The 18918-nt window shown below is 63.8% G+C and carries 17 protein-coding genes and 3 pseudogenes; 12 read left to right on the top strand and 8 right to left on the bottom strand.

Features of this window, described 5'->3' with window-relative positions:
* The 9 genes from V5B40_RS13085 to der all read left to right on the top strand — a co-directional run.
* The coding region (locus V5B40_RS13085) for a nucleoside-diphosphate kinase (RefSeq protein ID WP_332354894.1) at positions 1–189 on the top strand (189 nt) is incomplete at its 5' end.
* Between the two features lie 22 nt (positions 190–211).
* Positions 212–1327 carry a 23S rRNA (adenine(2503)-C(2))-methyltransferase RlmN gene (rlmN, locus tag V5B40_RS13080; RefSeq protein WP_291995888.1) on the top strand — a complete coding sequence of 372 codons (1116 nt, stop codon included), beginning with the start codon at positions 212–214 and terminating at the stop codon, positions 1325–1327.
* The gene (gene pilW, locus V5B40_RS13075) at positions 1324–2133 is read left to right on the top strand and encodes a type IV pilus biogenesis/stability protein PilW (protein ID WP_169067573.1); all 810 of its coding nucleotides are present in this window, start codon (positions 1324–1326) and stop codon (positions 2131–2133) included. Before rlmN ends, pilW begins: the two co-directional genes overlap by 4 nt.
* Positions 2130–3167 (top strand): helix-turn-helix domain-containing protein, encoded by a 1038-nt coding sequence (locus V5B40_RS13070; RefSeq protein WP_169067572.1) that lies wholly within the window; start codon positions 2130–2132, stop codon positions 3165–3167. Before pilW ends, V5B40_RS13070 begins: the two co-directional genes overlap by 4 nt.
* A gap of 25 nt (positions 3168–3192) precedes the next feature.
* Complete coding sequence (ispG, locus tag V5B40_RS13065; protein WP_169067571.1) at positions 3193–4437, top strand: flavodoxin-dependent (E)-4-hydroxy-3-methylbut-2-enyl-diphosphate synthase; 1245 nt, start codon at positions 3193–3195, stop codon at positions 4435–4437.
* Positions 4437–5732, top strand: coding sequence for a histidine--tRNA ligase (gene hisS, locus V5B40_RS13060; protein WP_169067592.1), 1296 nt, complete (start codon positions 4437–4439; stop codon positions 5730–5732). The genes ispG and hisS overlap by 1 nt, the downstream gene beginning before the upstream one ends.
* Entirely contained in the window at positions 5732–6415 is a 684-nt protein-coding gene (locus V5B40_RS13055; protein WP_169067570.1) for a YfgM family protein, read from the top strand. Before hisS ends, V5B40_RS13055 begins: the two co-directional genes overlap by 1 nt.
* Positions 6415–7566, top strand: a complete 1152-nt coding sequence (gene bamB, locus V5B40_RS13050) for an outer membrane protein assembly factor BamB (protein WP_291995891.1) — start codon at positions 6415–6417, stop codon at positions 7564–7566. Before V5B40_RS13055 ends, bamB begins: the two co-directional genes overlap by 1 nt.
* Before the next feature lie 61 nt (positions 7567–7627).
* Positions 7628–9094 (top strand): ribosome biogenesis GTPase Der, encoded by a 1467-nt coding sequence (der, locus tag V5B40_RS13045; RefSeq protein WP_291995892.1) that lies wholly within the window; start codon positions 7628–7630, stop codon positions 9092–9094.
* A 90-nt stretch (positions 9095–9184) separates the two neighbouring features.
* On the opposite strand, the gene V5B40_RS13040 is transcribed toward der, so the two are convergent.
* The 4 genes and pseudogenes from V5B40_RS13040 to V5B40_RS25290 all read right to left on the bottom strand — a co-directional run.
* Positions 9185–10897 carry a hypothetical protein gene (locus tag V5B40_RS13040; RefSeq protein ID WP_332354893.1) on the bottom strand — a complete coding sequence of 571 codons (1713 nt, stop codon included), beginning with the start codon at positions 10895–10897 and terminating at the stop codon, positions 9185–9187.
* A 272-nt stretch (positions 10898–11169) separates the two neighbouring features.
* Positions 11170–11766 carry a S49 family peptidase gene (locus V5B40_RS13035; protein ID WP_332354892.1) on the bottom strand — a complete coding sequence of 199 codons (597 nt, stop codon included), beginning with the start codon at positions 11764–11766 and terminating at the stop codon, positions 11170–11172.
* Positions 11767–12061: 295 nt separating this feature from the next.
* Positions 12062–12532, bottom strand: coding sequence for a phage portal protein (locus V5B40_RS13030; RefSeq protein WP_434735870.1), 471 nt, complete (start codon positions 12530–12532; stop codon positions 12062–12064).
* Between the two features lie 33 nt (positions 12533–12565).
* Positions 12566–12884 (bottom strand): annotated as a pseudogene (locus V5B40_RS25290) (phage portal protein); the annotation flags it as partial.
* Between the two features lie 208 nt (positions 12885–13092).
* On the opposite strand from V5B40_RS25290, the gene V5B40_RS13025 reads away from it, so the two are divergent.
* Together V5B40_RS13025 and V5B40_RS13020 are read left to right on the top strand one after the other, a co-directional pair.
* Positions 13093–13971, top strand: coding sequence for a DUF4338 domain-containing protein (locus V5B40_RS13025; RefSeq protein ID WP_332354890.1), 879 nt, complete (start codon positions 13093–13095; stop codon positions 13969–13971).
* Positions 13968–15332: pseudogene (locus V5B40_RS13020) on the top strand (IS66 family transposase); the annotation flags it as partial. The gene V5B40_RS13025 and the pseudogene V5B40_RS13020, both read left to right, overlap by 4 nt.
* Here the strand turns inward: V5B40_RS13020 and V5B40_RS13015 are convergent.
* The 3 genes from V5B40_RS13015 to V5B40_RS13005 form a co-directional block, all read right to left on the bottom strand.
* Positions 15320–15766: a phage portal protein gene (locus tag V5B40_RS13015; protein WP_332354910.1), complete on the bottom strand. Its 447-nt coding sequence runs from the start codon at positions 15764–15766 to the stop codon at positions 15320–15322. The pseudogene V5B40_RS13020 and the gene V5B40_RS13015 overlap by 13 nt on opposite strands.
* 175 nt (positions 15767–15941) lie before the next feature.
* On the bottom strand, positions 15942–17576 hold the full coding sequence (locus V5B40_RS13010; RefSeq protein WP_332354889.1) for a terminase large subunit: 1635 nt from the start codon (positions 17574–17576) through the stop codon (positions 15942–15944).
* A 79-nt stretch (positions 17577–17655) separates the two neighbouring features.
* A complete protein-coding gene (locus V5B40_RS13005) occupies positions 17656–18060 on the bottom strand; it encodes a phage terminase small subunit P27 family (RefSeq protein ID WP_332354888.1) in 405 nt (134 codons plus the stop codon).
* Positions 18061–18429: 369 nt separating this feature from the next.
* On the opposite strand from V5B40_RS13005, the gene V5B40_RS13000 reads away from it, so the two are divergent.
* Positions 18430–18564: a hypothetical protein gene (locus V5B40_RS13000; RefSeq protein WP_272873678.1), complete on the top strand. Its 135-nt coding sequence runs from the start codon at positions 18430–18432 to the stop codon at positions 18562–18564.
* 52 nt (positions 18565–18616) lie between these two features.
* Here the strand turns inward: V5B40_RS13000 and V5B40_RS12995 are convergent.
* A pseudogene (locus V5B40_RS12995) lies at positions 18617–18895 on the bottom strand (HNH endonuclease); the annotation flags it as partial.
* Positions 18896–18918 lie beyond the last annotated feature (23 nt).

The following is an 18918-nucleotide window of genomic DNA, read 5'->3' as shown; positions in this document are numbered from 1 at the left end:
AGCGCCATTGCCAAGAACCGTGAGTTGATGGGCGCGACCGACCCGAAGAAGGCGGAGCCGGGAACGATCCGCGCTGATTTTGCCGAATCGATCGACGCCAACGCCGTGCATGGTTCCGATGGCGAAGATACGGCGAAGAATGAAATCGCCTTCTTCTTCCCGGCCATGGCCGTCTACTCGGGTCGCTAGGTCGCAGGTTTCTGCACCCACGATGGTCAATCTGCTCGATCTCGATGCCGCCAGCCTGACGGCTTTTTTCGCCACGCACGGCGAGAAGCCTTTCCGCGCCAGGCAGGTGTTGCGCTGGATGCATCGTTTCGGGCAGGGTGATTTTGACGCCATGACCGACATCGCGCGAAGCTTGCGCGAAAAACTCAAAGGGCTGGCTACGGTGGCGCCGCCGACAGTCGTCGCCGACCGCGTTGCCGACGACGGTACGCGCAAGTTCCTGTTCGATGTCGGTGGTGGCAACGCCGTCGAGGCGGTGTTTATTCCCGAGGACGACCGCGGCACGCTGTGCATCTCGACTCAGGCCGGCTGTGCGCTTGATTGTTCCTTCTGTTCCACCGGCAAGCAGGGTTTCAATCGCAACCTGACGGCGGCCGAGATCATTGGGCAGTTGTGGCAGGCACGGCATGCGCTTGGCGCTTACCAGCCGGCGGCAAACCCCGTCGAGCGGGTGGTCAGCAATGTCGTATTGATGGGTATGGGTGAGCCGCTGGCCAACCTCGACAATACGGTGATGGCCTTGCGCCTGATGCTCGACGATAATGCTTACGGCTTATCACGGCGTCGGGTCACGGTGTCCACCTCGGGTCTGGTGCCGGCGATGGACCGATTGCGTGACGAATGTCCGGTGGCCTTGGCGGTTTCCCTGCATGCGCCGAATGACCGCTTGCGCGATGAGCTGGTGCCAATCAACCGGAAATACCCTTTGCGTGAACTGATGCCGGCCTGTCTGCGCTACCTGGAAAAGGCGCCGCGTGATTTTGTGACTTTCGAGTATGTGATGCTGGATGCCATCAACGACGCCGAAGCGCACGCCCACGAGCTGCTGGCGCTGACCCGAGGCGTCCCCTGCAAGTTCAACCTGATTCCCTTCAACCCTTTTCCGGGATCGCCGTATCGACGCTCGCCTGCACCGCGGATTCGGCGTTTCGCCGAGTTGCTGATGTCTGCCGGGGTGGTGACCACGACCCGCAAAACGCGCGGCGACGACATCGATGCCGCCTGTGGTCAGCTCGCCGGGCAGGTTCTCGACCGCACGCAGCGCACGACCCGGCGAAGCTTTGTTCTGCACCAGAATCGTCATGAGGTTTGCGGATGAGGCGCGCCGTCCTCGGGATCATTGCCTTGCTGAGCGTCAGCGCCTGTTCGTCGGGACTCTTCTCGTCTTCGCCGAGCACGCAGCAAAAGCCAGCCGAGGAAGAGCCGGACTCGCGACGGCCGACGCCACCGCGCGACAATCGCACGCGTGCCAAGCTGCATACCGAGTTGGGCTCGCTCTATTTGCAGAGCCAGAATTTCTCTGTGGCACTCGAAGAGCTGACCATGGCCATCGTCGTCGATCCGGACTATGCGCCGGCGCATGGTGCGCGTGGACTGGTGCTTTACAACATCCGCGAGATGGCGCTTGCCGACCGCGACTTTCAGCAGGCGCTGAACCTTGACCCGACCGATCCCGAGCTGAACAACAACTATGGCTGGTTTCTCTGTCAGGTTGGCAGAGAGAAGGAAGCCATGCCGTACTTGCAACGAGCGATGAAAAACGCCTTGTATGAGACCCCGGATCGGGCCTATCTGAACGCCGGTGCCTGTTACGTGAAACTCGGCGATCTGGATGCCGCCGAGGGTTTCGTACAGCACAGTCTGCTCATCCGGCCGAACAATCCGCAGGCACTGTTGCAGCTTGCGGAGATCAATTACCGACGCGGCCAGGTAGAGCTTGCCGGTCAGCAACTTTCGGATCTGCTGCGCAAGACCGAGCCCAATGCTGAGGCCCTCTGGTTAGCCGTGCGAGTCGAGCGGAAGCTGGGCGATCGCCTGGCTGAAGCCCGCTATAGCGCCCAGTTGAAGCGAAAATTCCCGCTTTCACCCGAGGCTCAGGAACTGCTGAAAGGCAACTTCGAATGAGTAAACAATCCGTGTTTTCAAATGATGACGAGCCTCGTGTGCAAGGCGGGAACGCCTCGATAGAGGGCTTTGCCGATGCCGGTGGCGTCGGGCAGCAGCTGCGTTCTGCGCGTGAAGCCAGGAAACTTAGCGTCCCCGAAGTGGCGCAGTCTCTGAAGCTCGCCCCGAGACAAGTGGAGGCGATCGAGAGCGAGGACTGGGGCGCCTTGCCCGGCAACACGATGATTCGCGGCTTCGTTCGCAACTACGCGCGCGTGCTCAATCTGGACGCTGATGCCCTGATGCGCGGGCTCGATGCGACGCGCATGCAACGGACTCTGCAACTGGAGGCTTCCGCCGGAACCAGCTCGCACTTGCCGCAGGCTGACGATCGGGCTGAAAGGCGCGACTACCTGGCAGTGGTGGGTGGTCTGGTATTGCTCGTGCTGGCACTGCTGGCCTATTTTTATGTGCCGCAGGACTTCTGGAGGGAGCAGTTGGCGGCGCTGACCGGCAGCGAAACCCCGCGTACGGCTGCTGAGCTGCAGCCAAGCGTTAGCGAGCCGGCGTCGACCGGAGTGGCGCCGCTGACGGTGCCGAGCACAGTGATCCCGGCGCAGGGCGCTGTAGAAAGGCCCGGCGCAGCCATCGTGCCGAGCGCGACCGTGCCGCCTGACGGGCGGGCCCCGGTGGCCATGGTCGCTGATCCCGCGGCCAAGGCCAACGCCAAGGCCGAGACCAAGGCAGACCCCAAAGCCGAGGCCACCGCAGCTAGCAAGCCTAAGTCGGCTGCGGAGCTCAAAACCGAAGCCGCGCCAGCTGACGGCCTCAAGCTCAGTTTTGCCCAGGCGGCGTGGGTAGAGGTGCGTGACGGTCGCGGTGAGGTCGTCGCTTTCGGCGTCAAGCCGGCCGGCAGTCAGCAGGAAATCAAGGGGCAGCCGCCGTTCTCGTTGGTGCTCGGCAACGCCAAGTACGTGGCGGTGGAGTACCAGGGCAAGCCCGTCGCGCTGGAGCCGCATATCAGCAAGGGCGTGGCGCGGCTCTCGGTCAAATGAGAATCGGGCAAACGGTGGGCTCGCTATGAGCAATTCGCTGCCCGTGGCCGCGCGGCGGCGAACGCGTGTGGTCAGAGTTGGCCAGGTATCGGTCGGCGGTGACGCGCCGGTGGTTGTCCAGTCGATGACCAACACCGATACCGTTGACGTCGTGCGTACGGCAATCCAGTGCGCCGAGCTGGCGGGTGCCGGTTCGGAACTGGTGCGCATCACGGTCAACACGCCTGAGGCTGCGGCGGCGGTGCCAGCGATTCGGGAGCAGCTTGAGCGCATGGGCGTCGCTGTGCCGCTGATCGGCGACTTCCACTATAACGGTCATCGCTTGCTCGCCGAGCAGCCGGATTGTGCGCGGCTGCTGGCCAAATATCGGATCAACCCGGGCAATGTCGGTCACGGCAGAAAGCGTGACGAACAGTTCGCGCAGATGATAGAGATGGCCTGCCGCTACGAGAAGCCGGTGCGTATCGGCGTTAACTGGGGCAGTCTCGATCAGGATCTACTGGCCCGCATAATGGACCAGAACGCTCGTCGCGCCGAGCCACACGACGCCATCAAGGTGATGCGCGAGGCCATGGTTGCCTCGGCCTTGGAGTCGGCTGCTCGGGCCGAAGAAATCGGTCTGCCGGGCGACCGGATCATTCTTTCGTGCAAGGTGTCCGGTGTGCAGGACCTGATCGCCATTTATCGCGAGCTTTCGCGCCGCTGCGATTACCCTTTACATCTTGGCCTGACCGAGGCCGGTATGGGTTCCAAAGGCATTGTCGCGTCTACTGCAGCGATGGCGGTGCTGCTGCAGGAAGGCATCGGCGATACCATCCGCGTTTCGTTGACCCCGGAACCGGGTGGCAAGCGCACGCAGGAGGTGATCGTTGCCCAGGAGATGTTGCAGACCATGGGCCTGCGAGCCTTCTCACCAATGGTCATTGCCTGTCCCGGTTGCGGCCGCACAACCAGCACCTTCTTTCAGGAACTGGCGCAGTCGATTCAGGAGCACGTCCGCGAGCGCATGCCGAGCTGGCGTAGCGAGTATGACGGTGTCGAGAACATGACCCTGGCGGTGATGGGCTGCGTGGTCAACGGACCGGGCGAGAGCAAGCATGCCAACATCGGCATCAGCCTGCCCGGTACCGGCGAAACGCCGGTGGCGCCAGTATTCGAGGATGGAGCCAAGACGGTCACTCTGCGCGGCGAGCATATTGCCGCAGAATTCACCGCCATTGTCGATGCCTACGTGGCACGCAGCTATCAGAGGAAGTGTGCCGCCGAATGATCAGTCAGAAGATACAATCCGTTCGTGGCATGAACGACATCCTGCCCGACGAAGCCGAATTCTGGGATTTGTTCGACGAGACCATTCGTTCGTGGCTGAAGAGCTATGCTTACCGACCGCTGCGCCTGCCGATCGTCGAGCCGACGCCGCTTTTCAAGCGTGCCATCGGCGAGGTAACCGACATCGTCGAAAAGGAGATGTATTCCTTCGTCGATAGCCTCAATGGCGAGCCGCTGACGCTGCGCCCGGAGGGAACTGCCGGCTGTGTGCGCGCCGTCATCCAGCACAATCTGATTGCCCAGCAGCCGCAGCGCCTCTACTACATGGGCCAGATGTTTCGTCACGAAAGGCCACAAAAAGGGCGTTATCGCCAGTTCCACCAGGTCGGTGTAGAAGCGCTTGGCTTTCCCGGGCCGGACATCGACGCCGAACATATCCTGATGGGCGCCCGCCTGTGGGACGACCTGGGGCTCGACGGCATCAGCCTGCAACTCAACACCCTGGGACAAGCGGCGGAACGGGCCAGTCATCGTGCCGAACTGATCGTTTACCTGGAGCAGCACTGCGAGCTGCTCGACGACGACGCCAGAAGGCGCTTGCACAGCAACCCCTTGCGCATTCTCGACAGCAAGAATCCGGCGCTAGAGGAACTGATACTCGGCGCGCCGAAACTGATTGATCATCTGGGTAGCGAATCGATGGCCCATTTTGAAGGTGTGCAGCAGGTTTTGCGCGATGCCGGACAGCCCTTCGTGATTAACCCGCGCCTGGTGCGTGGACTCGACTACTACAATCTGACCGTTTTCGAATGGGTGACCGATCGCCTCGGCGCGCAGGGAACGGTTTGCGCCGGCGGTCGTTACGATGGCCTGGTGCAACAGCTGGGCGGCAAGCCGGCGCCGGCTTGTGGTTTCGCGATGGGCGTCGAGCGGCTGATTGCGCTGATTCGCGACGCAGGGGGCGAGACCAAGGCGGCGGCGGTCGATGTCTATCTGGTGCACCAGGGCATTGCGGCTTCGCGCTTGGCCGCACGAGTCGCCGAGGGCCTGCGCGACCGTGGCATCGATGTGCTTTTCCATTGCGGTGGCGGCAGTTTCAAGTCGCAGATGAAGAAAGCCGACGCCTCGGGGGCGGGCTTTGCGGTGATTATCGGCGATGACGAGGCCGGTGCTGGCGAAGTGACGCTGAAGCCGTTGCGCGCGATCGGCGAACAAGCGAACCAACAGAAGCGGGTCAGCGTCGATGCTGTCGCCGACGAAATCATGAACTCCATTTTGGATTGGGACGAATCGTAATGGCTACCTACGACCTCGAAGAACAGGAACAGATCGCCGAGATCAAGGCCTGGTGGAAGCAGTATGGCAATCTTATGGTGGGCATTGTGACCGCCGTATCGATCGGCGTTATCGCCTGGCAAGGCTGGAACTGGTATCAGCGCGGTCAGGCGGCCAAGGCGTCGATGGTTTATGGTGCGCTGCAGAAGGCGGTCGTTGAAGATGATTCGCAGCGTGTCAAGGCGGCCAGCGGTGAATTGCTCGAGAAATTCGCTGGCACGGCTTACGCGCCGCTGGCGGCGTTGTCGGCAGCCAAGATCATGGTCGACGCCGGGGATATGAAAACAGCCAAGTTGCAGTTGCTGTGGGTGGTCGAAAATGGCGAGCATGAGCTGCGCGATCTGGCGCGCTTGCGTCTGGCGGCGGTGCTGCTTGACGAAAAAGCCTACGACGAAGCGCTGCGCCAGCTTGAAGGGGGTAGCGGTGCCGGCTTCTCGGCCCTGTACCTGAACATGCGTGGCGACGTGTTCAGCGCCGTTGGGAAAAAGACAGAGGCGCGTGAAGCCTACCAGGGCGCCCTGGCCAGGCTCGATCAAGGCGACCCGAGCGGCAAGGGAAGAAACACCCTGCAGGCTTCTCAGGCCAATGCTGCCTACCGCGAAGTGCTGCAGCTGAAGCTCGACGCGCTCGGGGAGAGCAGTTGATGAGGCGTATGCTTGTCGCGACAGTGCTGCCGGCACTGCTGCCAGCGTTGCTGGCTGGCTGTTCGAGCTTCGATGCGTTGAATCCGTTCGCCAGTAGCGGACCGAAAATGGCCGAGTTGCAGCCTATCCAGGCGACAGCGCAGGCGCGGGTGGTCTGGCGGGAGGATGTCGGCAAAGGCAAGCCCTATACCTTCGTTCCGGCCGTGGTCGGGTCCACCGCCTACGCGGCAGCTCGCGACGGCACGGTTGTTCGTTTCGACGATGGCCGGCCAGTGTGGCGGATCAAGGCCGAGAAACAACTTTCGGGGGGGGTTGGTGCGGATCAACGGCTGCTGGCGGTGGGCACCGTCAAGGGTGAGGTTCTGGCATTTGACGCCGCCGATGGCAAACTGCTGTGGGAGGCCAAGGCCAGCAGCGAGGTTTTGGCGCCGCCAGCGGTGGCTGGTGGGCTGGTGATCGTGCGCAGCGGCGATCATCGCCTGACTGCCTACGGCGCGGTCGACGGAAGCCGCAAGTGGATCTACCAACGTCCGACGCCACCGCTTTCGGTGCGTGTGATGGCTGCTCCGGTGGTGGTCGACAAGTATGTTTTCGTCGGCTTTCCCGGTGGCAAACTGATTGCTGTCAACGCCGACAATGGTGCACCGCTCTGGGAGGGGACGGTTGCCTTGCCAAAGGGTGCCACAGAACTCGACCGCATCGCCGACGTCAGCAGCCTGCCGGTCATCGATGGAAAAATGATTTGCGCGGTCGCTTTTCAGGGACGCACTTCCTGTTTCGACCTTGGCACCGGGAACCTGATGTGGGGGCGCGACATTTCCAGTTCGGCGGGTTTGTCGATCGATAGTCGCTACGTGTATGTCGCCGACGACCAGGGGGCCGTGCATGCCCTCGACAAAGCGACCGGGTCGAGCATCTGGAAGCAGGACCAGCTCTTCCTGCGCCAGTTGACTTCGCCGCTGGCCAGAGAAGGTCTGGTCGCCGTCGCCGACGTGGAGGGAGTGGTGCACCTGCTCAATCGCGACGATGGTTCTTTCGCTGCGCGTCTGAGTACCGATGGAAGCCCGGTACGGGCACCCTTGCAAAAGCTCGGTAACGAGTTGTTGTTGCAGACCCAGGGTGGTGGCATCTACGCGATTGGCGTCCAGTGATCGAGAGACAATCAGCAGTACCTGCCTTGCCCCGCGCGCTTCCAGATGAGGGTCGTTGCCCATGAAGCCGAGCATCGTCCTCGTCGGGCGCCCGAATGTCGGCAAGTCCACCCTCTTCAATCGGCTGACCAGAACGCGTGACGCACTGGTTGCCGACATCCCGGGTCTTACCCGAGATCGCCACTACGGTCACGGAAGACTGGGCAGCAAGCCCTATCTGGTGATCGATACCGGTGGTTTCGAACCGCTTGCCAAGGACGGCATCATGCGCCAGATGGCGCGCCAGACCGAACAGGCGATCGACGAGGCCGATGTGGTGATCCTGGTCGTTGACGGCCGCACCGGCATCACGCCGCTGGACAAGGAAATCTCCAGGCGTCTGCGTCAGTCGGCGGGGGCGGTTTTCGTGGCGGTCAACAAGGCCGAAGGAATGCAGCACGGTCTGGTGATCGCCGACTTTCATGAACTTGGCCTTGGCGAGCCGGTGGCCATCTCGGCGACCCACGGCGAGGGGGTGCGGGCGCTTCTCGACCTGGCGCTGGAGCTTTTTCCCGAGCCAGCGGACGACGAAGTCGAGAGTGACATCGTTCGCGTGGCCATCGTCGGTCGCCCGAACGTTGGCAAGAGCACGATGATCAACGCGCTGCTCGGCGAAGAGCGGGTCATCGCCTTCGACCAGCCGGGAACCACGCGCGATGCCATTCACGTCGATTTCGAGCGTGCCGGTAGAAAATATACGCTCATCGATACGGCCGGCCTGCGGCGCCGCGGCAAGGTTTTCGAGACCATCGAGAAGTTCTCGGTGATCAAGACGCTGCAGGCCATCGAGGAGGCACACGTGGTGGTTCTGGTTGTCGACGCACGCCAGGATATCGGTGAGCAGGATGCGCACATTGCTGGTTTCATCCGCGAATCGGGTCGTGCGCTGGTGCTTGCGGTGAATAAGTGGGATGGGCTGGATTCCTATGTTCGCGAACAGATCAAGGGGTCTCTGGAAAGCCAGTTGGCGTTCATTGATTTCGCCCGTTTCCACTACGTTTCGGCATTGCAGGCGCAGGGGCTGGAAGCGCTTTTCCGCTCGGTCGATGCGGCCTACAAGGCGGCCATCGCCGACCTGCCGACGCCGCAACTGACCCGAACACTGATCGACGCGGTGGCCAGGCAAGCGCCACCTCGCGCCGGGCTGTTCCGGCCGAAGCTGCGCTACGCGCATCAGGGCGGCCGCAATCCGCCGCTGATCGTGATCCATGGCAACGCCCTCGACAAACTGCCGGAATCATATCGCCGTTATCTCGAGCACATCTTTCGCGAGGTGTTCAAGTTGCAGGGGACGCCATTGCGCATTCAATTCAATGTCTCCAGCAACCCATTTGCGGAAAAAAAGGCGCCTGACGAGGGTCGGAGGCAGCACAAATCTCTTGCCAAGCCCACAGCCGCGGCGAGAAGTCCGGCCAGGCCCGGGTCATCAGCGCGCAAGGAAGCGGTTGCCGCGAAGCCGAAGAGGCGAGCCGTCACTCGCCGCGGGTAAGCCGATAGCCGTCGCGGCATTGCCGACCGTCATTAGCCGCGCCTTGGCGATTCCCCGGGACCGCGCGGCACGCTGGCGCTTGCGCGACTTTCACATTAAGCGCTTAAGCGGATGTTGACGCAAACATGTTGGTGTTAGTGTAGGTGCCAGGACCAATGGTGATGTGCAGGGTGTCGAAGGTGCTGCGCAACTCGCGCTGGAGATTTTCGTAATGCTGGTCAAGGGCCTGGATGTTCTTGGGTGGGGGTCCCAGGTGGGGTTTGCCGGCGCCGGCGAGAACGGGTTTGATGACTTTCTCTCGCGCAAGATCAGCCAGCCACCGAGAATGCTGATGCCCGTCGGATGGGGCCGGTAGCGACGCGTTTTGGCGACGCGCTCGATAAGTTGCTTGCCACGGAACTTCATGAGATCGTAGGCGGCCTGACGCCCGGTGTAGCCGTTGCGGGCGACTTCAGGTAGCGAAGGACGCACTTCGTCAGCAAGCTCTTGTACCGTGAACCCGTCGGGATTGGGCGCGAGATGCAGGAGGGCTTCGGCGACAGAGCGCATGCGCGGCTTTTGTAGATCGACGCCGGACAAGCGGCGATTGCCGCGCTCGGTCGGTTCGATGAGGGAGTCGAGCACGCCATCGGGAAGGAAGCTGACATGTGCGGCCTGCATGGCGTTGAGAAAGTCGATCGCCATGTGCTGGAGCTTGGCCAGCATGATCGAGAGTTTCTCCAGCGAACGCCCGCAGCGCAGTTCCTTGATGTTGTGGGCGATGGCCTCGGCGCGCAGCACGCGCGCTCCCTTGTCGTAGAGCTTGAGGGTCAGCGCTCCGAAATGTACCTTGAAGACCGTCAGGTCGTAGGCAGACTGATCCACGATACGAGCCACGCCGTGGCTTCTGTCGGTACGCCAGCGGGGTCTTTGTTTGCGGCCGAATAGCGTGCGCAGGACCGGCACGTCGAGCAGACACCGGGTACGATCGATCAAGCCCTGGAAGATCGCATCCAGGGTGTTGCCACGAACGAACAAGAGATTGCGACTGTACTCGATCTGATAGACCGAGTAGCGGTACCGGAAGCGGCTGCGCTCTTGCTCCTCGATCGTCAGAGCGAAGCACAGGCAGCTCGAGTACACCCAACGGTCACAGACCTCGGCCAGTCGCCCTATGGCGTGCTCATCGCACAAGGTATCTGCGAGCTGATCCAAAGCCTGGAACGAACCCCCGACGAAGCAGTTACCCTCCTTCTCCAAGGAGATGGTCTGCGCGCGGGCTTGCCGTTCGACCCATTCGTGACCGTTGAGCATGATTTGGACACCGAAAGGCGGATGTCCGCTCATTTTGATGGTGAGGTGACCCCACTCGGGGTCGATGAGGTGAAAGTGGTAATGATTGACGTAGGGCCAGGGCTTCTTGCGCGCCAGGTGGGGCGAACCGTTCTTGCAGGTTGTCACCTCCCAGACCAGGGCAGGTGCCTTGGCGACGAGGATCAGGAACAGGCCACGAAACTGCGGATCCGCGGGTAGGTATTTCTCGGCCAACTCGTGCTTGCGCAGATCGGGCGGGCAATGGATCAGGGGAATGCTGTGCTCCTTGGCCCAGGCATGAACCCGACGGCTGAAGCGCCCGGCCATCTGCATCAGGTGATCCGCATCCAGGGTCGCGTCCGATCCGGTGAGCGCTCGCCACCAGGTACGGAAAGCGCCCCCTTGCTGGCCGAGGGGAAAGTAGCCATTGAGCACGATGCGATCGATGCAGTCATAACGACCTTCAAGGAGCTCCTCGTAATACGCGGACAAGTCATCGGCTTGTTTCATCGCAAGAACCTCGGTGGGCACCGGAAAATCCCGTCATCCTTTGACAGGCGCGGCGCGAACGGGATTCTTTTCTTTCGCCCGTCGGGGTGTGACCCTCCGTTTGCCCGCAACTACCCCTGCGTGTGGCACCCGTCGCAGGGTCTGCGTGCCATCACAAAATGCCCATCCCCTGGCGTCAAAGCTCAACACCACTCCGACACCTCAGTTCTCGGCTGTCCTGGCATCCCGCCGCATCTTCCTGACGACCTCGTCGAACGTGGCCACGCCATCGATCATGCCTTGCGCCTGCGCAGCCATCGATCGCCGCCGAGCACACGACCCTGACCCATGCCCTCGCGCACCTGCGCAATCGGCACGCCCCGCCCGCGCGCCACCGCCTTGGTGAAACTGGCGTAGTAGTCATCCACGCGCGACTGCATGAAGCCCTGTGCCTCCTCGTCGAGCGGCACATACGGATTGCCCTCGACCTTGTACTTGCCGGCCGAGATCAGCGTCGGCTGGATGCCCTTGGTGACAAACGCCTGCGAGTAATCGAAGTGCGCCTGCCAGACGCCGATCGAGCCGACCTCGCCGCCCGGCGTGACGTAGAACTCCGACGCCGAGCAGCCGATCCAGTACGCAGCACTGGCTGCCAGGCTGTTGGCGATCGCCACGACCGGCTTCTGCGCCCGGGCACTGACGATCTCGTCGGCGAGTTCGGACACCCCATAGACGCTGCCGCCCGGACTGTCGATGTCGATCAGGATCTGGCTGACCGAGTCATCGGCCAGCGCCTGGCGCAGGGCAGACGCAAACTGCTGCGTGCTGACGCTGCCCGGTCCCGAGACATCGTCGACCATGTTGCCGCGCTGGGTGACGACGCCGTACAAGCGGCAGCACCGCAATCCCGCCACTGGACACCGCCGTGGCCGCCTGCCGGCGCGCCTCCCGCACGTTGCGATCTGCGGCGATCGATGCCAGCGAGCACGTCCTCGCCAGCCGGAATGTCCTGCGACCAGCGCGCCAGGACAGCCGCGACCGCATTCAGCCGTTCGGGCATCAGCGCCCAGGGGGTGGCCAGAAACTCGGCAATCAGCAAGTGGTGGTTCATCGTGTCATCCCCATCGTCATTCGTCTGTCGGCTCATCGCTTGCGCTTCCTGCGCAGGCGGCTGGCCTGCCCGCATCACCCTCCAGATCCTCTGGCCGAACCTTCCTCGACCATGTTCAACGGCCGCAGCGGCTCATCCAGCCCGTCGAGCGGATTCAGGTTCTCGGCGATGCGCGCCTCGTTGCGCGTCAGCCAGCCGTTCTGGATCCCGCTCTGGTAGTACGACGACCGGCTGGCCGCATCGCCGCGCATCAGATTCGCAAAGTCGAACTCGACTTCCAGATCGTCGCCATCGAGCAGCAACTCGGACTCGATGCTCGCTTCCCACCGCTCGGCCCACGGCGTCATCGTGTGCATCACGAATTCCAGGCTCTGCTGCTCGATGTTCGAGAAGGTCGCGCGATCGAGATCCGCGATCATGTGCGGCGGCACGCGAAACAGCCGCGCGATGTCGGTGATCTGGAATTTCCGGAGTTCGAGAAACTGCGCGTCCCGGTTGGTCACCCCCACCTCGTGGAACTTCATGCCGTTTTCCAGCACCAGCACCTTGCCGCGGTTGGCTCCCGGACTGCGCCGCCTGGTAGGACTCGCGAAACACCTTCTTGGCCTCGCTGTCCTTGAACGACCCCGGAAACTCGATCCAGCCGCCGGTCGGCTTCGCGTCGTTGGCGAAGAAGCGCGCACCGTAGTCCTGCGCGGCCAGCGCCATGCCCAGACTCTCGCGCGCCAGGTCGATCGGACTCATGCCCATCAGCCCATCCGACGACAGCCCACGCAGATGCCAGATCTCGCCTCGCGGCAGAATCGTCTCTACCCCGAGCCGGTCGGTCACCCGATACCGGTAGTCACCGGAGGGGATGAGTTCCATCCGAATCCGGTCCGGGTGGATCGGCAGCAGTTCGACAGGCTTCTGGTTGTGTCAGAAGCGCCTGTCGCAGGGCCGCTTCCGCTGCTGGCCCCGGGACTCGCCGGGGCAGGTGCTCGCCCCGCACGCCCTGGCGGTGCTGCTCTCGGGAGGCGATTACGCGGCGGCCGGGGGGATGCCGCAGTGGCGCGCGCTCGCCTGACGCTTGCGTTCCAGATGCAGAACCGGTATAACGGTCTGCGTGCCCACGATCCTTTCCTACCGTGGCCGCACGGTTACTACCGGCGACCTCGAAACCATCCGCGCGCTACTCAAGGCGCATCCCGACGCCAGCCGCCGGGCGTTCTCGCAACGCCTGTGCGAACACTGGGACTGGCGTCAGCCCAATGGCGCACTGCGCGACATGGTCTGCCGCAGCCTGCTGCTCGTCCTGCACCGGGCCGAGCACATCTGCTTGCCAGCGGTCCGCCAGCGCCCGCCGAATAATGCCATCGCTCGCCGCCGGCCGCCGCTGGTGGCAGTGGACCGCTCGCCGCTGGAACAGCCTCTCGGCGCGTTGCGCCCCGTCGAACTGGTGGCGGTTCGCCGCACGCCGCTGGAAGGACTCTTCGATCACCTGATCGCCGAGGCGCATTACCTCGGCCCGATGCAGGGTGTCGGCGAGCAGATCAAGTACGTGGCTTTTAGCCAAGGGCGACCGCTCGCCTGTCTGGGCTTCACCTCGGCGCCGCGCCACCTCGCTCCGCGTGACCGCTTCATCGGCTGGTCGCCACAAGGGCGTCGGGCGCATGTGCATGAGATCGCCTACCAGAGCCGCTTCCTGATCTTGCCCTGGGTGCGTGTTCCGCATCTGGCCTCGCATCTCCTCGGCCGCGTCGCGCGCCGGATTGGCGCCGACTGGCAGACGCGCTATGGCCACCCGGTGCATTATCTGGAGACCTTCGTCGATCCCGAGCGCTACGCGGGCACCTGCTACCGGGCCGCCAACTGGCAGGAGCTGGGCCTGACCACCGGTCGCGGCAAGGACGACCTGAGCCATCGCCCGAACCGTTCCCGCAAGCAGGTCCTCGGTTACCCGCTGCACGCGGACTTCCGTCGCCGCCTCGGGGGGCTGGCATGACCCGGCGCCGGCAGAAGCCGCCTCGGCGGATACAGATCCCGATTCAGGAGCTCAACGCCATTGTCGAGCGCACCCGCGACGGCGCATTGCCCGAGGCGGAGCAGGCCACCCTCAAGGCGGCGGTGGACACCCTCGCGCGGGTGACCGCCGAGCTCGAGTCGACGCAGACCACGCTGGCGCGGGTGCAGCGGATCGTCTTCGGCTCGCCGAGCGAGCGCACGGCCGCGGTTCTCGGGGAAGAGAAGACGGGTGAGCGTCCGCCGGAGGACGCCCCGACGAGTCCGCCGGCAGCGGCCGGCGAAACGGACCCCGGTGGTGCGGCGACAGGGACGGCCGATACGGACCCGCGGCGCGAGAAGAAGAAGCGCCCCGGGCACGGGCGCAACGGGGCCGACGACTATCCCCGCGCGCCGCGCATCGCGGTCGCCCATGCGAGCTTGAAGCACGGCGATCCCTGCCCCGAGTCGGGTTGTGAGGGCCGCTTGTACGGGCAACGACGCGAGCCGGCGCTGCTGGTTCGCGTGACCGGGGTGGCGCCCCTGGCGGCGCAGGTCTATGAACTGGAACGGTTGCGCTGCGGACTCTGTGGCACGGTGTTCACTGCCGAGCCACCAGCAGGGGTCGGCGAGACGAAATACGACGAGACCGCCGCGGCGATGATCGCGCTCCTGAAGTACGGCTGCGGCTTGCCGTTCCACCGCATTCAGCGGCTCGAGAAGGCGCTGGCCATCCCGCTGCCGGCGGCGACCCAGTGGGAGGTCGTGCAGCAAGCGGCGGCACGCCTGACGCCGGCCTTTGCGGAACTGGCCGAGCAGGCGGCCGAGGGGTCGGTGCTCTACAACGACGATACGACGATGCGTATTCTCCACTTCACCCAGGAGGCGCGCACCGAGGCGCTGCCGCCGGGCGCCCGCGCGGATCGTACCGGGGTGTTCACTTCCGGGCTGGTCGCCGAGACGGCGCACGGTCCAATCGCGCTGTTCAAGACCGGGCCCTGCCATGCCGGCGAACACCTCGCCGAGGTGCTCGACCGCCGTGAGGCGCCGGACCCGCCGATCCAGATGTCCGATGGCTTGTCTCGCAACAAGCCGGGCGATCATCCGACCCTGGCCGCTTCTTGTCTTCCGCATGCGCGACGCAAGTACGTCGACGTGGCCAACGCCTTTCCCGACGAAGTCGCCTTCGTCCTCAAGACGCTACGCGAGGTCTTTCGCACCGATCAGCAGGCGCGGCAGAAAGGTCTCTCGCCACCGGATCGCCTGCTCCTCCACCAGCAGGAGAGCGCCCCGCGCATGAAGGCGCTCGAGGACTGGATGGCCAGGCAGTTCGCGGAGCACCTCGTGGAGCCTCACTCGGGGCTCGGGCAGGCGATCTCGTACATGCAGAACCACTGGCAGAAGCTGACGCTCTTCCTGCGCGCGATCGGGCTCATGCCCATCAGACCGTCCGACGACAGACCACGCAGATGCCAGATCTCGCCGCGCGGCAGTATGGCCTCTACCCCGAGCCGATCGGTCACCCGATAGCGGTAGTCACCGGACGGCATCAGTTCCATCCTGATCCGGTCCGGGTGGATCGGCATCAGTTCGACGATCTCGCCGCGGCGGTTGGCCACGATCCGGTTGTAGGCGTTGCCCCTGAGCGCCAGATGACCCTGCAACATCTCGCGCCACTCATACGGGTTCTGGTAACGGTTCGGGCGCTTCGCCAGCACGCGGTACAGCCAGTGATCCGTCACCCGGTCCTTGCCGCCATCGGCGCGTTGCCGGTAGAGCACGAACGGCAGGGACGCCATCGTCTCGGCCAGGATGCGCACGCTGGCGTACACCGCCGCCAGGCGCATGGCGTTGTCCGCCGACACCCGCATGCCGCTGGAGCTCCGCATCGTGACCGGCTCGAACCAGAAGTCACCCCCGGCGAACGGTCGTCACTCGAGGCCATCCAGCGCGAGAGAAAGCTGAACATCCCCATCAGAGCATCACCAGTTCGTAGTCGGCACCGAGCACCACCTGGGTGCCGGGCGTGATCGCCCGCGACAGTGCCATGATCAGCGCGACGATGCCGTCGATCTTGTTCTCCGGGCGTTCCTTGCGCGGATAGATGTTGTCCTTGGCGTCCAGGTGCGCGACGACGTTGCTCACCATCCAGCCCAGCACCGGGTCCCCGTCGTGGATCAGTTTTCCCTGCAGGACCAGCGCCTCCAGCGTCTTCATCGGTTCCGAGAAATTGAGCACCGTCGGGCGTACCTCGATCATCGGCAGGCCCTCGGCCAGCAGCATGCGGGTCGACAACTGCGTCGCCTGGAACGGGTCGAAGGCCACCGCCTGGATGGCGAAGCGCGAGGCAAAGTCGACCAGGTCGGCTTCGATCCAGGAGAAATCGATCACGTTGCCCGGCGTCACCGTCAGCCGCCCGCTGCCCATCCAGCCGGGGTACTGGCTGTTGCCGGTGGCGTGCACCGTGTCCTCGGGCAGGTAGTAGCGCCCGAACACCGCAAAGCCGCCGTCGATTTCCCGGTGCGCGAAGACCAGCAGCAGGGCGGCGATGTCGGTCTTGCTGGCCAGATCGAGCCCGATCCAGCACGGCTGTCCCGCATAGGATTCGATATCGAGCCCTTGGTCGGCGCAGCGATCCCAGGAGCGCATGTCCATCCACGCCGTGTCCGCATTGACCCACTCGTTGAGGTGCTTGGTCTTGAAGTTGTTCACCGCGCTCGGCATCTGCATCGCCTTGGCCTGCAGCGGCGCCAGCACTTCCGGGCGCACCGAGATGCCCCAGTTGGGGTTGGCCTTGATCAGCGACTCTTCGAGCGTCCAGTCGTCGCCGTCATCGAGCCCATAGACGATGCCGAACTGGCTGTCGTCCGCGAACACGCCGTCGAGCAGGCGGGTGACGAAGGTGCGGATCTCGTAGCAGATGCCCGAACGGTTGCTGCCGGCGGTGGTGATCACCCACAAGAGCGAGTTGTCGCGCTTGCCGGTGCCGGTCTCGACCACGTCGTAGACGGTGCGCGTCTTGTGCGCGTGCAACTCGTCGATGCAGCCGAAGTGGATGTTCAGCCCATCGAGCGTCGAGCCTTCGGCAGAGAGCGCCTCGAACTTCGAGCCCCTGGCCAGCACGTGCAGGTTGTGCGCCCCGACGCCGACCCCGAAGCGGGTCCGGAACCCGGCCGACTGGCGGGCCATGGTCTGCGCGTCGCCGAAGACGATGCGCGCCTGGTCGCGGGTGGTCGCCAGCGAATACACCTCGGCGCCGCCTTCACCATCGGCGGCCAGCATGTACAGGGCCAGGGCGGAGGAAAGTGTCGATTTCGCATTGCCGCGCGGCACTTCGATATAGGCGCGGCGAAAGCGCCGCTTGCCATCAGGCTTCACCCAGCCGAAGACGGTGGTCAGGATGAACACCTGCCAGGGCTCCAGTCGGATCGGCTGTCCCGCCAGCGGTCCCTTGACGTGCGGCAGGCGCTCGATGAAGGCGCACAGGTTGTCGGCAGGCCGGAAACTGCGCCCCAGCTTGTCGGTCAGCGTTGGGTTGAAGCGGTAGGGACTGTCCTTGCCCGTGAAGCGCGCCAGATCGTCGAGTTGCCGCTGGCAGGCCTCGCGCACCCACTTGCACGGGCAATACCTCCCCCGGTGACCACAGCCTTGGCATACTGGCGGGCGATGGCGTGTAGTGCGGTCGCCATCAGCCGGCGATCTCCGACCACGGATCCGACTCGGTCGTCGATTCCGCCGGCAGCGAGATGCGTGAGCGCGCCGCCGGGGTGAATCCCATCTCGGCCTCGTAGCCCTTCATCTCCAGCGCCAGATCCCGGATCACGTCCATCAGGGGCGAGCGCCGCAGGATGCCGCTGGGCGTCTTGATGATCATCCCGGAGACGCCGGCCTTGTTGATCTTGGAGAGCGCCTCGCGGTACATCCCGGAGCAGTTCGCCCAGCGCTCCAGCACCGCGCCGTCGAGCGCCGACAGCAAACCGGGTGGCGAATTGGCCACCGCGTAGTTCCACGCTTCCTTGGCGCTGTCCGACATGTACTCGGGCGGGGTGCACAGGCCGTCGTCGGCTTCGGTTCGCGCACGTTGGTGCGGCACTTCTGCAGCGTTCCCTTGATCTCTTGACGACCACGGGCAGGGGCTTACGTCCGGGTGCTGCCATACGAAATCACCCCGCGAAATGGCCCTTTTGCGCCGATTTTGGCCGAAATCGAGCCGGATTTGGCACCTCTCGATTTGCCAAAAACCTCAATGAAATCAATGCTCAAGCGCCATTTTCCGCCAAAAAAAAGTTTTCTAATTTGCACGCACAAAAAATTGACCACGCGCACGCATACAGCATATGCCATTGTAGAGAACCTAGGCCCCTAGGGGCCTGCAGCCGAGTCATTTCGCGAAGCTGGACTTCCATATCTACACAAGTGGCATTTTCCGCGCATGCTGAACGTATAATGTGATGATGAGCGAATGATCTGGCCTTGCTTCGTGCGTGCGCAGCCGGACATCGAGTGGCCATCGACCGACGCTGACACGCTCAGCAGTCTCGGTCCGCTTGGCGACGCCGGTTCGGGTTGCCAAAGCCGCCGTCGTGCCTCGCCGTGACTCTGGCGTGGCAGCGACTGCAGAGCGACTGCAGATTCGATCGGTCGTTATTGTGGCTATCGCCATCGATGTGATCGACGACGCTGGCGGCGCACAAGACACCGAGCCGCAGGCACTCCTGACATAGCGGTGCCTCACGCAGAAGCCGAGCGCGCAGGCCTCGCCACGCGGCGCTGTTTGTGGGCAGGGCACGTTTCTCTTGTCGCTTCCTCTTCCCCGTATTGCTGTCCCACTGCCGGTGATCGGCACGGTGCGCGTCGCAATAGCCGGGTGTGGTCAGCACCGCACCGCAACCCGGGTGTCGGCAGGGAGTCGGGGCACGCAAGGGCATTCGCGTCTTTCTGGTTGGCAGGA

This window comes from Candidatus Accumulibacter meliphilus (genome assembly GCF_036625345.1).
GTDB lineage: Bacteria > Pseudomonadota > Gammaproteobacteria > Burkholderiales > Rhodocyclaceae > Accumulibacter > Accumulibacter meliphilus.
Note: the sequence above shows the minus strand (reverse complement) of the source record. Positions and strands in the feature narration are given on the sequence as shown.